General features: G+C 62.6%; 18 protein-coding genes. 10 read left to right on the top strand and 8 right to left on the bottom strand.

The window, feature by feature from the left end; genetic code table 11:
- Positions 1-53: 53 nt before the first annotated feature.
- A complete protein-coding gene (locus UB31_RS19680) occupies positions 54-566 on the bottom strand; it encodes a DUF4142 domain-containing protein (RefSeq protein WP_045003007.1) in 513 nt (170 codons plus the stop codon).
- Positions 567-662: 96 nt separating this feature from the next.
- Between UB31_RS19680 and UB31_RS19675 the strand changes: the two genes are divergently transcribed.
- The 3 genes from UB31_RS19675 (at position 663) to UB31_RS19670 (ending at position 1,418) form a co-directional block, all read left to right on the top strand.
- A complete protein-coding gene (locus tag UB31_RS19675) occupies positions 663-857 on the top strand; it encodes a hypothetical protein (RefSeq protein ID WP_045003006.1) in 195 nt (64 codons plus the stop codon).
- A gap of 137 nt (positions 858-994) precedes the next feature.
- On the top strand, positions 995-1,126 hold the full coding sequence (locus UB31_RS42855) for a hypothetical protein (RefSeq protein WP_283806027.1): 132 nt from the start codon (positions 995-997) through the stop codon (positions 1,124-1,126).
- Between the two features lie 85 nt (positions 1,127-1,211).
- On the top strand, positions 1,212-1,418 hold the full coding sequence (locus UB31_RS19670) for a hypothetical protein (protein WP_045012096.1): 207 nt from the start codon (positions 1,212-1,214) through the stop codon (positions 1,416-1,418).
- A gap of 140 nt (positions 1,419-1,558) precedes the next feature.
- Here UB31_RS19670 and UB31_RS19665 read toward each other — a convergent pair whose 3' ends face one another.
- The gene (locus UB31_RS19665) at positions 1,559-1,819 is read right to left on the bottom strand and encodes a hypothetical protein (protein ID WP_045012095.1); all 261 of its coding nucleotides are present in this window, start codon (positions 1,817-1,819) and stop codon (positions 1,559-1,561) included.
- A gap of 176 nt (positions 1,820-1,995) precedes the next feature.
- Here UB31_RS19665 and UB31_RS42210 point away from each other — a divergent pair, with 176 nt between their 5' ends.
- Both UB31_RS42210 and UB31_RS42850 read left to right on the top strand, forming a co-directional pair.
- A complete protein-coding gene (locus tag UB31_RS42210) occupies positions 1,996-2,154 on the top strand; it encodes a hypothetical protein (protein ID WP_197087211.1) in 159 nt (52 codons plus the stop codon).
- A 43-nt stretch (positions 2,155-2,197) separates the two neighbouring features.
- Complete coding sequence (locus UB31_RS42850) at positions 2,198-2,332, top strand: hypothetical protein (RefSeq protein WP_283806090.1); 135 nt, start codon at positions 2,198-2,200, stop codon at positions 2,330-2,332.
- Here the strand turns inward: UB31_RS42850 and UB31_RS19650 are convergent.
- The 5 genes from UB31_RS19650 to UB31_RS19630 form a co-directional block, all read right to left on the bottom strand.
- On the bottom strand, positions 2,303-2,788 hold the full coding sequence (locus UB31_RS19650) for a DUF3147 family protein (protein WP_045012093.1): 486 nt from the start codon (positions 2,786-2,788) through the stop codon (positions 2,303-2,305). The genes UB31_RS42850 and UB31_RS19650 overlap by 30 nt on opposite strands.
- On the bottom strand, positions 2,788-3,132 hold the full coding sequence (locus tag UB31_RS19645; RefSeq protein WP_045003000.1) for a DUF3147 family protein: 345 nt from the start codon (positions 3,130-3,132) through the stop codon (positions 2,788-2,790). Before UB31_RS19645 ends, UB31_RS19650 begins: the two co-directional genes overlap by 1 nt.
- A complete protein-coding gene (locus UB31_RS19640; RefSeq protein ID WP_045012092.1) occupies positions 3,129-3,713 on the bottom strand; it encodes a phosphatase PAP2 family protein in 585 nt (194 codons plus the stop codon). Before UB31_RS19640 ends, UB31_RS19645 begins: the two co-directional genes overlap by 4 nt.
- Positions 3,714-3,806: 93 nt before the next feature.
- Positions 3,807-4,697: an SDR family oxidoreductase gene (locus UB31_RS19635; protein WP_045012091.1), complete on the bottom strand. Its 891-nt coding sequence runs from the start codon at positions 4,695-4,697 to the stop codon at positions 3,807-3,809.
- A gap of 84 nt (positions 4,698-4,781) precedes the next feature.
- A complete protein-coding gene (locus UB31_RS19630) occupies positions 4,782-5,333 on the bottom strand; it encodes a DUF4142 domain-containing protein (protein ID WP_045012090.1) in 552 nt (183 codons plus the stop codon).
- A gap of 214 nt (positions 5,334-5,547) precedes the next feature.
- Between UB31_RS19630 and UB31_RS19625 the strand changes: the two genes are divergently transcribed.
- A complete protein-coding gene (locus UB31_RS19625; RefSeq protein WP_045012089.1) occupies positions 5,548-5,922 on the top strand; it encodes a PRC-barrel domain-containing protein in 375 nt (124 codons plus the stop codon).
- Between the two features lie 90 nt (positions 5,923-6,012).
- Here UB31_RS19625 and UB31_RS19620 read toward each other — a convergent pair whose 3' ends face one another.
- On the bottom strand, positions 6,013-6,477 hold the full coding sequence (locus UB31_RS19620) for a winged helix-turn-helix transcriptional regulator (protein ID WP_045012088.1): 465 nt from the start codon (positions 6,475-6,477) through the stop codon (positions 6,013-6,015).
- A gap of 162 nt (positions 6,478-6,639) precedes the next feature.
- Here UB31_RS19620 and UB31_RS19615 point away from each other — a divergent pair, with 162 nt between their 5' ends.
- The 4 genes from UB31_RS19615 to UB31_RS19600 all read left to right on the top strand — a co-directional run bounded on the left by UB31_RS19615 (position 6,640) and on the right by UB31_RS19600 (position 10,655).
- Positions 6,640-7,377: an SDR family oxidoreductase gene (locus UB31_RS19615; RefSeq protein ID WP_045012127.1), complete on the top strand. Its 738-nt coding sequence runs from the start codon at positions 6,640-6,642 to the stop codon at positions 7,375-7,377.
- A 64-nt stretch (positions 7,378-7,441) separates the two neighbouring features.
- On the top strand, positions 7,442-8,443 hold the full coding sequence (locus UB31_RS19610; RefSeq protein ID WP_045002995.1) for an NAD(P)H-dependent flavin oxidoreductase: 1,002 nt from the start codon (positions 7,442-7,444) through the stop codon (positions 8,441-8,443).
- A 108-nt stretch (positions 8,444-8,551) separates the two neighbouring features.
- Positions 8,552-8,971, top strand: coding sequence for a hypothetical protein (locus UB31_RS19605; RefSeq protein WP_045012087.1), 420 nt, complete (start codon positions 8,552-8,554; stop codon positions 8,969-8,971).
- Positions 8,972-9,089: 118 nt separating this feature from the next.
- A complete protein-coding gene (locus UB31_RS19600; RefSeq protein WP_045012086.1) occupies positions 9,090-10,655 on the top strand; it encodes an alkaline phosphatase D family protein in 1,566 nt (521 codons plus the stop codon).
- Positions 10,656-10,714: the final 59 nt, after the last annotated feature.

The raw sequence follows: 10,714 nt of genomic DNA, 5'->3' as shown, positions 1-10,714 counted from the left end.
GTTCCAGATATTTTGGGGGCCGCGCGGTGCGCTCGCCGGGGGCCGTCGGGCCGCTACTTGTCCGCCATGCTGCGCTCGGCATCCTCGGCCTGGGCACGCAATATGGGCAATTGCTCACGCGCAAAGGCGGCGAGGGCGGCATTGTCAGGCGCTCTCAGATAGCGCTCGATCAGGCTGATGGCCGAATCATATTGTGGGATCTGCGCGGCATAGAAGCGTCTGACGTAGCCTGGTCCGTCCGAGTTTTCGGGCTCGGTTAGGCTCGCGCTGGCCGATGGTGCCTTGCTCACACGCGGTTCGGCGCCGATCGCATCCTGAACCTGCTTGAGGGTCTTGTCGCGCTTGGCCCCCTCTTCTGCGCGCAGGGCCGCGTGGTTCCTGACCTCCGCATTGCCTTGCAGGTCCGTGCTCTCCAGCAACCCCTGCTGGAATCGGCCGAGGGCGTAGAGACCGCTGATGACATCGGTTGCTGTCGGCGTGCGCTCGCCCCGCATCTGCTCACCCGAGCTGTCGGCGAGTGCTGCGGTGCTGATGAACGCCAGGATGATCGCGACAAGAATCCGCATAAGCAACCAATGACGCATGGCGGGCGAAGTTCCGGCAAAGGTTAAGATCCTGTAAGGCCGGTTGCGGAACGTTGGTTCCGTGCCCACGTCTTCTCCATGAAGCAGTCTGACATTTTCCGGGATAACGCGGACAACTGCCTGCAGCTCGCCGAGCGCGCCAAGGGGCAGCCGACCTACAAGCGCTATTCGCGCATGGCGGAGGCTTGGAGGGCGCTCGCGAACGAGCAGGACTGGCTTGATGGCGAAATCCCGCCCGTCATGGTCCGCATCCGCCAAAAGCAGGATGCCTGACCGGTCTTGTTTTCGTGCCGGTCTCCTTTTCGTGAATCTGCGTGTGAGACCGATCACGGAATGAATGCGACCAATCAACAATGATCTGGGAATAGTCGATCGCGTTGGTTTTTTTGATTCCAGAAGGAGGTTTTGCAATGGCTCCACGTCTGGCACTTCTCTCACTCATACTCGCCTTCGGAGTCTCGGTCGCCTTCGCGACGGTGACGACGGTCCGCCAGGTGCACCAGGAAAATGCATCGGTTGCGGCGCACGCGGCGCATAGCTAGTGCCGCGACGCTCTCGCGCGCGCCGGAACATTCGACGCTCCGGTGCGTAAGCGCTTCGAGACATCAGGAGAGGCGAGAGGACATCATGGCGCATTCCGACCACGGCATCGTCAAGGACAAAAAGGCAGAGGATCAGCCGCGCGACAAGCAGCGCGCGCAGGCCGCCCACAACACAGAGGGAAAGGGCTCGCCCTCGCGTGAAGCTACGCGCGATCCCAAGCTCAACGACAACAGCAAGACGCCCGGCTCCGGCATGACGCCGGATGATTCCGGCGCCGCGCCGAGCGGCTAATTCCGCGAGGAACGAATCTTCTCGCGACGAGTCGACTGATTGCTTCCGGATGTCATGCCCCCGGTGCTTCGGAAGCGATCTCCAAGGACGGCCCTGGCACCCCCTGTGCCGGGGTCGTTTTGCTTGTGAGAGACCGGGAATCAATCCTCGGCGTCGCCCTCGGCTTTTCCGGGTGCATGTCCCTCCGGACCGCGGCCAAAGACACCAAACTCGCTTGATTTGACGCCTACAGAAGGATTGATACTCGTTTCGATGCCCGCGGCTGCGAGTCCGAATTTGAGGAGTTCGCGAACCGCCGCAGCGCGCGTCGGCATGCGGTGCTTGAACCGGAAATCATCAACTGCGGCCAGCTCTTCCGGTGAGAGCATGACTTGAAGTCGCTCGGCGCGAAGGTCGTTCATGGTCGCTCACGCAAAGTTAGCAAGATGAGTAATTTGCTAAACTTGCCAACTTGCCGAGAGTTCCGCAGGAGTCCAAAAAAACGTCAGTTGAGTAAGATAGTCAAATAAAATCAATGCGTTATGACTTGAAACTATTCCCGCGCAAGCGCATTTTCAGAGGGAAAGGGAGACGTACCATGACGGACGAGGTCAGGTTACCCCGCAAGCTTTCTGAGCAGCGCGAAGCACCGAAGCCGGTGCGACCGAGCCATCAGAAGGTGATTGAGCAAGTCGAGCGTTGGGCCAACAGCCCAGGTCTGCAACCCCCGAGGATCGAAGATGCGAAGACGGTCTGAGCCCCACACATCCGAACAACGCCTCGACGCGCAGAGGCTGCGGTTGGAACATGAGCTGGCGCGCCTGCCACAAGGCAAGCTGCGCGACGCCGTCGGCGTGCGCATCGAGCAGCTTCAGGCTGCCGCCGAGATGTACGGTTTCCTGATGTTACGCGAGGAAGCTGCGGCTCCTCGCTGATTGCAAAGGGCGTCCGGGTCGCGGGTGGCGGGAGACGGTGCGAAGCTTCCGCCTCAGCCACCATGTCGACATCGAGGCGGCGGTCCAGGCCACGACGGCGGCAGCAAATGCACCGATGGTGCTCATTTGGGTGGTGACGTAGAAGACGGCGGCGAAAGCAGCAAGACCAATGCTTCCCATGGCTGCGCCCGCCGCGTCGAGTGCTGCGGCCTCTTGCCCGCGTCGTCGGCCGCTAAGGCCGGCTTTCTCCTTGGCGCGGCGCTCGTGGCTTTCGATCAGTGTTGCGCTGGCGCAGAAGATGGCGGGAAGTGCGAGGAAGAGCCCGCCTGCGGACACACCAAAGCAGGCACCCACGATTCCCGCCAAGACCGTGGCCAGTCCGCCGAGCACGAAGCGAACGCCAAATTCGTACCAATGGGTTTGCTTCAGTGTGGATAAAGACAGCTTGACCAGCATCAGGCGCCTCCGAAACCGGCTAGCAGACCGAAAGCGACCGCGAGCCATGCGGCGAAGGCGAAAATGGTGGCAGGCAGCGCCGTAAGCCGCAATCTCATCAGGATGTGGCAGACGACGACGCTGTAGCAAGTGAGCGCGACCGCGCCATAGATCATGGTCCAGCTCTCGGCCGCGGCATAGCCGGGGCCGTGCTGCACAAGGGCAATGCCGAGCGTGGCGAGCGCGACCGAAGGCGCTGCACCCAAAAGTCCGGCGAAACTCTTGGGCCTGAGCATGTCGCCGAGGGTTGCGAAGGCGGAAACGATCGCGCCGCCGACGATGAAGCGCAGGATATATTCGGTCATGCCTTTGTCCGTGACCTCGCGCGCTTGCCACGCGGCTCGCCCAGCGTCCATGGTCGCAAAAGTCTCTCGACTACGGCGCCAAGCGCGAAGCCCACGACCACGTCGCTCGCCCAATGTGCAAGCAACGCGATCCGCGTCAGCGAAAGCGCGACGGCAATGGAACGCACCAGTCGGCGGGGCGCCGGCGGCAGCAGACCGGCCGCTGAGGCGAGGGCGCCCATGTGCACGGCGTGACCGGACGGAAACGCGTCGCGAGCCCGCCCTGAGATGGGAACGCCATGTCGATGGCCGCGAACAGTCAGCCGGTCCGGCCTGGTCTGGTCGACGACCGATTTGAGAATATGCGGTAACACCGCTGTCATCAGCGAAACCGTCAGGACGTGATTTGCGACAGGGCGGACCTGCGGCTGGCGAAGCTGGACATAGAGCCAACCTGCTGCCGCCAGCGCCAGCAGCACATGTTCGTCGGCGCCCCAAGTTAGCGCCTCTGCGGCATCCTCAAGCTCGTAATCGGTATGAGCTGCGATCTCATCGGCGATCGCGGTATCCATTCGCGTGGGCTTGACTGTTACGAGCGCCATCGCTCTGAGGCCGGCAAGATCTGCTTCATGACAGTTTTGTAAAGCCTCGCGCCAGTGAAGGTTCCTGAATTGACGCGTTGGCCTTGTCGGCGTCTACGGCTGCCCCGATCCGCCGGCGGCGCCGTAAACCTGGCCCGTCGCGTAGCTGGCGTCAGCCGCGGCTAGCTGCACATAGATCGAGGCAAGCTCGGCGGGCTGACCAGGACGGCCGAACGGCGTCATCCCGCCGAATTTTTCGAGTTTTTCCATTGTGGCGCCGCCGGAGACCTGGAGCGGCGTCCAGATAGGTCCCGGCGCGACACCATTGACGCGGATACCTTTCGAGGCGAGTTGCTTCGCCAGCGATTTTACGTAATTCATCGTCGCAGCCTTGGTCTGCGCATAGTCGTAGAGATCGGGCGACGGATCGTAGGCCTGCTCGGAGGTCGTGCCGATGATGCAGGACCCGGGTTTCAAATGCGGCAGCGCCGCTTTGATAATCCAGAACGGTGCGTAGATATTCGTCTTCATCGTTGCGTCGAAATCTTCCGAAGAAACATCGAGAACTGAGGCCCGCGTCTGCTGCCGCGCCGCGTTGTTGACGATGATGTCGAGGCCGCCGAGGGCCTGCACAGCTTGCTCGACCAGCTTTTTGCAAAAGGCCTCATCCTTGAGGTCGCCGGGGGTCGCGATTCCGGTGCGGCCCTCCTTCTTGATCAGAGCGATCACCTCCTGCGCGTCGGACTCCTCCGCGGGCAGATAATTGATGACGACATCGGCGCCTTCGCGCGCATAGGCAATCGCGGCAGCGCGGCCCATGCCGGAATCACCGCCAGTGATCAGCGCCTTGCGGCCGGCCAAGCGGCCGGAGCCCTTGTAGCTGGTCTCGCCATGATCCGGCGGCGGCTCCATCTTGCTGGCGAGGCCCGGCCAAGGCTGCGATTGCTTCTTGAACGGCGGCTTCGGATAGCGGCTGATGGGATCGATCAAGTTCTGCTCGGCCATGACCGTGTTTCCTCGCGCTGTTGAAAATGCTAGCGAAGCCGCGAGCTTTGCGCTCGCGGCGGGGCCGGCATGCCCATCAATTGCTTACTTGGACTGTCCAACGCTCGGCGCCTTGCCGAGCTCCTGTGCCATATCGAGGTGGTGGCGCAGTGCAGGTAGCGTCTTGCCGGCCCAGTCCTTCAATGCGGCATTATCGCCGCCCTTGGCGTAGCGCTCGAACAGCGAGACCGCGTCCTCGTGCGCGCTGGTCTGGTAGGAATCGAAGTCCGAGCTGAAATCCTTACCCGTCGCGCCCTTGAGCTTGTCGAGCTTGCTCTGGTGTGAGCTGTCCAGCGCCGCCGGCAGCGTTGCCTGCACCTTGCCGTTGCCGACGAGGGCCTTTAATTCGCTGCTGGTCTTGGTGTGGTCAGTCACCATTTGCTGCGCGAAGGATTTTTCCTGCGCGTTACCCTTCTGCTCGGCGAGCTTGCTCGATTCGATCTCGAACATATCGCTGACGGCGACCTCCTTCACGAAATCGGCCGTGGTCGGCGTAACACCGAGCGTCGAGTTGATGCCGGTCTTCTCACCGAGCGACTGGGCGAGTGCGGGGCCTGCGAGCAGTACGCAAGCAAAGGCGATGATGGTTCGTTTCATGGTTCGGTCCCTCCGGATTGGCGCAGCCGATAGGGCCGCGTGAAGTTTGCGCCGACCAACACGGCGCCGATATTGTTGTTCCAAACGCTTGGTTCCGTCGGATCGTTAGGCGTGAGTGGTTTGGTGGGGGGCGTGCTTCCGGTTGGAACAGCACACAGGAACGATCATCCATTTATCCGGTTGGTCTGGGCATTGGCCGCGAGGGAGAATTCAAATGTTGAATCAAGGCGAGCTGGATCGGAACGAAATGGGCCGGTTGATCGGCAGCGACAAGGTCGAGGGAACATCGGTCTATGGCGCAGATCGCAACAAGATCGGTTCGATCGAGCGCGTGATGATTGACAAGACGAGCGGCAGGGTGTCGTACGCCGTGCTTGGGTTCGGCGGATTCTTGGGCGTCGGCAACGATCACTATCCGTTGCCCTGGCAGTCGTTGAAATACGACACCGAGCTCGGCGGTTATGTCACGGGGATTACGACCAAGGAGCTGCAAGGCGCGCCGAAATATCGCGAGCAGAGCGAGTGGAATTGGGGTGACGATGCCACGGTTCGCGGCATCAACACCTATTACGGCGTTCCCCTCGCGTAGCGTTTGGTACGGCAGGAGATCCGATGAGCAGGGAAGGCAGCGTTGCCTCCTTATGGTCGTCCTGGCTTTCGCCAGGACGACTCTGGACACTCACCCGGCCGCTTCCCTCCGTCCCGGCCCCGCATGCACATGCACCTGCTTCGCATGCAGCGCCTCGCCGCATTCCGAGCACACCATCACGGGATCGAACAGCCTGCCGCAGTTCTTGTGCTCATGCAGTAGCGGGCGGCCGCGTTCGTCGCCCATGTGGGCGTCGCCCCAATGCACCATCGCCATGATGATCGGGTAGAGGTCGAGCCCCTTTTGCGTCAGAATGTACTCGTAGCGCTTCGGCGCTTCGGAATAGGGGACGCGGCGCAGGATGCCGAAACGAACCAGCTTCTTCAGCCGCTCCGAGAGCAGGTGCCGCGTGATCTGGAGCGACGACTGAAATCCTTCGAACCGGCGCACGCGCAAAAAGCATTCGCGCAGGATCAACAGCGTCCAGCGGTCGCCGACCACGGCGACGGTGCGGGAGAGCGAGCAGGGCTCTTCGTCCAGCGTGTCCCATTTCATGCAGCGATCTCCGGCACATGCTTAGTAAGTCAGAAAAAGGAACTGACTTGAATGATCAACGCTATTTGCAGCGAAACCTAGCATTCAGTCGCCAAGTTTGACAGTTCTATTTTAGAACTATAGCCTGAGCTCAATCATATGCTCTCACCGGAGGAGGCGACCTTGCCCAAGCGAAACGCGACAGCGGCCGTGATCGGGGCCGGCGATTTCATCGGCTCCGAGATCGCCAAGAAATTCGCTGCCGAAGGTTTTTCGATCTTCGCCGGCCGCCGCAACGGCGACAAGCTGGCGCCGCTGGTGAAGGACGTTGAGGCGGCGGGCGGCGAGATCCACGCGCGATCGCTCGATGCGCGGAAGGAGGACGAGGTCATCTCCTTCCTCAACGACGCCGACAAGCACGCACCGCTCGAGGTCTGCATCTTCAACGTCGGTGCCAACGTCAATTTCCCCGTCCTCGACACCACCGAGCGCGTGTTCCGCAAAGTGTGGGAGATGGCCTGCTATTCCGGCTTCCTCGCCGGCCGCGAGGCGGCGCGGCTGATGCTGCCGCACGGCGGCGGCAAGATCTTCTTCACCGGCGCGACCGCGTCCTTGCGCGGCGGCAGCGGCTTTGCCGCCTTTGCCAGCGCAAAATTCGGACTTCGCGCGGTGGCGCAGGCGATGGCGCGAGAGCTCGGGCCGAAGAACATCCACGTTGCGCACCTCATCATCGATTCCGGCGTCGACACCGAATGGGTGCGGCAGCGTCGGCTCGAGGCGCTCGGTCCGAATGCGCTCGACAATCCCGATCTGCTGATGCCGCCGTCGGCTGTCGCTGATTCCTATTGGCAGCTGTATCAGCAGCCGAAGAGCGCATGGACGTTCGAGCTGGAGATCCGGCCGTTCGGAGAGAAGTGGTGACCGCGGCGCAAAAGTCCGGCTAGACTGTTCCAAACACCAAGCAAAATTCCGGGAGGTAACTTAAGTGAAGACCGCGATCACCGAACTGTTCGGCATCGAGCACCCCATCATCCAGGGCGGCATGCATTTCGTCGGCTTTGCCGAGTTGGCCGCCGCCGTCTCCAATGCCGGCGGTCTCGGCATCATCACGGGTCTTACGCAAAAGACGCCGGAGCTGCTCGCCAAGGAAATCGCGCGCTGCCGCGACATGACCGACAAGCCGTTCGGCGTGAACCTCACCTTCCTGCCGACCTTCGCGGCGCCGCCTTATCCGGAATACATCGCCGCCATCGTCGAGGGTGGCGTCAAGTCCGTGGAGACCGCCGGCCGCAGCCCGGAACAATACATGCCGGCACTGAAGGCGGCCGGCATCAAGGTCATCCACAAATGCACCTCGGTCCGCCACTCGCTGAAGGCCGAGCGGATCGGCTGCGACGCCGTCAGCGTCGACGGCTTCGAGTGCGGCGGGCATCCCGGCGAGGACGACATTCCCAACATGATCCTGCTGCCGCGCGCGGCGGAGGAATTGAAGATCCCGTTCGTGGCCTCCGGCGGTATGGCCGATGGGCGCAGCCTCGTAGCAGCCCTGTCGCTGGGCGCAGCCGGCATGAACATGGGCACGCGCTTCATCGCCACCAAGGAAGCGCCGGTGCATCAGAACGTGAAGAACGCGCTGGTCGCGGCGACCGAGCTCGACACCCGCCTTATCATGCGCGCACTACGTAATACCGAGCGCGTGCTGAAGAACGCCAATGTCGATCGTCTGCTCGAGATCGAGCATGCCAAGGGCGACAAGCTGACGATCGACGACATCCACGATCAGGTCGCGGGTGTCTATCCCAAGGTCATGCTGGACGGACAGATGGATGCCGGCGCCTGGAGCTGTGGCATGGTCGCAGGCCTCATCCACGACATCCCCTCCTGCAAGGAACTCGTCGATCGCATCATGGGTGAGGCGGAACAAATCATCCGCAGCCGGCTGATGGGGTTCCTGGAGGGAACGGGAACAGCAAGAAAGGTCGCCTGACACCGCCAAACTTCTTAACCACGGCGGCAATTGACCGCTGGAATTGCGCGCGACGCCTCCTAAATAGAGGTAAATTACCTCTTAAATAATCAAATTCAGGAGGCGTCCGTGGTCCTGAAGAGCGTTCATTTTGCTGTTGCCGCTGCCCTCGTGCTCGCATGGGGCGGTATCGCGCGTGCTGACGACTACAAGCCCGACGAATATCTCGGTCTCGATCTCTCCAAGGCGGTGCTGTCGCCGAAACGGCTGGGGCCCGAGACCCAATTTGCACCGGTCGCGTTAGAGGCCAAGGGCGGCAACGACGCTCAGGCGCGCGCCGAGCCGGTCGACGTGCCGAAGAAGGTCGCGGCCGAACGCGTGCACGTGTCGGAGCCGAAGGTCGCGCAGTCGAGGCCGGCGCAGCCGCGCGGCGCAGCCCGCGCCAAGCTCGCGCATCGTCACGGCAATCCGCTGGATGCGCAGGCGAGAGACACCCGCATCCAGACCTGGCCGTGCCGCACCGGCGGCATCTGCAACTGGCAGCGCTAGTCTGGTCTGAGGCCGTCATCTCCGCGTCGCAAAACCGTCGGCGCCGAGTCAAGAAACCGTAAGCCAGGAGTCAAACGGCGCAGGCACCTTCCGTCGCGATTCGACGAAGGTTTCCTGAATGGCAACGCTCCGCGCCCCGCGCGCATGGACCCGACGGCAATTCCTGGTCCGCTCCACGTCTTCTCTCGTCATCGCCACGCTTGCAAAGCCGCACCTTAGCCGCGCCGCCGACCGCCCGCAGATCGCCGGCGGCATTCAGTCCGGCGACGTGTCGGATGGCTCCGCCATGGTCTGGGCTCGCGCCGACCGGCCGGCGCGGATGCAAGTGGAATGCTCGACCGTCGAAAGCTTCAGGACGATCATTGCGGCAGCATCCGGCGATGCGTTGCCGGATGCCGACTTCACATCAAAGCTGCTGCTGAACGATCTGCCGTCCGGGCAGGACATCTTCTATCGCGTCCGCTTCGACGACATCGCGACCGGCATCGCTGGCGAAAGCCGCGTCGGCCACTTCCGCACCGCGCCGGCCGAGGGGCAGTCGATCTCGTTCCTGTGGTCCGGCGACACCGCGGGGCAGGGCTGGGGCATCGACACATCGCGCGGCGGCTATCGCAGCTATCGCACAATGTTGGAGAACCGCCCGGACTTCTTCATCCACTCCGGCGATCATATCTACGCCGATTGCACGATTCCTGCGGAGCAGAAGCTGCCGAACGGCGAGACCTGGCGCAATCTGGTGACCGAGGACAAGGCGCAGGTCGCGCACACGCTGGCGCAGTTCCGCGGCAACTACAAATACAACCATCTCGACGAGAATTTCCGCGCCTTCCACGCGCACGTGCCGATGTTCGCGCAGTGGGACGACCATGAGGTCACCAACGACTGGTCGCCGACCGGCAGCTATGACGATTCCGGCTATGAGGACGACGGCACCCCGCGCCTGGTCGCGCGCGCCCGTCGCGCCTTCTTCGACTTCATGCCGATCCGCGACATCGGCGCGCGGCAAGGTCGGGTCTACCGCAAGATCGCTTATGGCCCAATGCTCGACGTCTTCATGGTCGACATGCGCAGCTATCGCGACGACAGCTGGAACAAGGGCGACGACCATCGCGGCTGGATTCTGGGTGCCGAACAGCTCGCCTGGCTGAAGCGGGAGCTGGCCGCCTCGCACGCGACCTGGAAGGTAATCGCGGCCGACCTGCCGATCGGCCTGGTCAGTCTCGATGCAGTCGCACTCGGTGACGGTCCGCCCGACCGGCGTGAACATGAGATCGCCGATCTGCTCGGCTCGATCAAGCGTGCCGGTGTCCGCAACGTCGTCTGGCTCACAGCCGACATGCATTACACCGCCGCGCACTACTACGATCCCAACAAAGCTCAATTTCAGGATTTTGAGCCGTTCTGGGAGTTTGTCTCCGGCCCGCTGCATGCCGGCACCTGGGGCCCAGGCGAGCTCGACGACACTTTTGGCCCGGTCGCGATGTACCAGAACGGCTGTAGCGAAGCCCAGGGCGAGAACCTCGCGCCCTGTTTCGGATTGCAATTCTTCGGCAAGGTCGACATCGACGGCCGCACCGGCGTAATGACCGTGACGCTGAAGGACGTCGACAACCGCGACCTCTGGTCGGTCGACATCGTGCCGCGGCCGCAGACACGCCCGGCCGTGGTGGCGCAGCATTCGTGAGGGGCGCTAACCCGATCTTGATTGGCCACCCGACGGCTCCCGCGCTATGGTGGTCTTTC

The organism is Bradyrhizobium sp. LTSP849 (genome assembly GCF_000938255.1).
In the GTDB taxonomy this organism is placed as follows: domain Bacteria; phylum Pseudomonadota; class Alphaproteobacteria; order Rhizobiales; family Xanthobacteraceae; genus Bradyrhizobium.
Note: the sequence above shows the minus strand (reverse complement) of the source record. Positions and strands in the feature narration are given on the sequence as shown.

What these genes read in the sequence shown, in the direction of transcription:
- UB31_RS42855 (WP_283806027.1), top strand. Translation starts at nt 995, where the DNA reads ATGGCTCCACGTCTGGCACTTCTCTCACTCATACTCGCCTTCGGAGTC.
- UB31_RS19635 (WP_045012091.1), bottom strand. Translation starts at nt 4,697, where the DNA reads ATGGCCGAGCAGAACTTGATCGATCCCATCAGCCGCTATCCGAAGCCG.
- UB31_RS19645 (WP_045003000.1), bottom strand. Translation starts at nt 3,132, where the DNA reads ATGACCGAATATATCCTGCGCTTCATCGTCGGCGGCGCGATCGTTTCC.
- UB31_RS19600 (WP_045012086.1), top strand. Translation starts at nt 9,090, where the DNA reads ATGGCAACGCTCCGCGCCCCGCGCGCATGGACCCGACGGCAATTCCTG.
- UB31_RS19630 (WP_045012090.1), bottom strand. Translation starts at nt 5,333, where the DNA reads ATGAAACGAACCATCATCGCCTTTGCTTGCGTACTGCTCGCAGGCCCC.
- UB31_RS19625 (WP_045012089.1), top strand. Translation starts at nt 5,548, where the DNA reads ATGTTGAATCAAGGCGAGCTGGATCGGAACGAAATGGGCCGGTTGATC.
- UB31_RS19670 (WP_045012096.1), top strand. Translation starts at nt 1,212, where the DNA reads ATGGCGCATTCCGACCACGGCATCGTCAAGGACAAAAAGGCAGAGGAT.
- UB31_RS19675 (WP_045003006.1), top strand. Translation starts at nt 663, where the DNA reads ATGAAGCAGTCTGACATTTTCCGGGATAACGCGGACAACTGCCTGCAG.
- UB31_RS42210 (WP_197087211.1), top strand. Translation starts at nt 1,996, where the DNA reads ATGACGGACGAGGTCAGGTTACCCCGCAAGCTTTCTGAGCAGCGCGAA.
- UB31_RS19640 (WP_045012092.1), bottom strand. Translation starts at nt 3,713, where the DNA reads ATGGCGCTCGTAACAGTCAAGCCCACGCGAATGGATACCGCGATCGCC.
- UB31_RS19665 (WP_045012095.1), bottom strand. Translation starts at nt 1,819, where the DNA reads ATGAACGACCTTCGCGCCGAGCGACTTCAAGTCATGCTCTCACCGGAA.
- UB31_RS19650 (WP_045012093.1), bottom strand. Translation starts at nt 2,788, where the DNA reads ATGCTGGTCAAGCTGTCTTTATCCACACTGAAGCAAACCCATTGGTAC.
- UB31_RS19680 (WP_045003007.1), bottom strand. Translation starts at nt 566, where the DNA reads ATGCGGATTCTTGTCGCGATCATCCTGGCGTTCATCAGCACCGCAGCA.
- UB31_RS19620 (WP_045012088.1), bottom strand. Translation starts at nt 6,477, where the DNA reads ATGAAATGGGACACGCTGGACGAAGAGCCCTGCTCGCTCTCCCGCACC.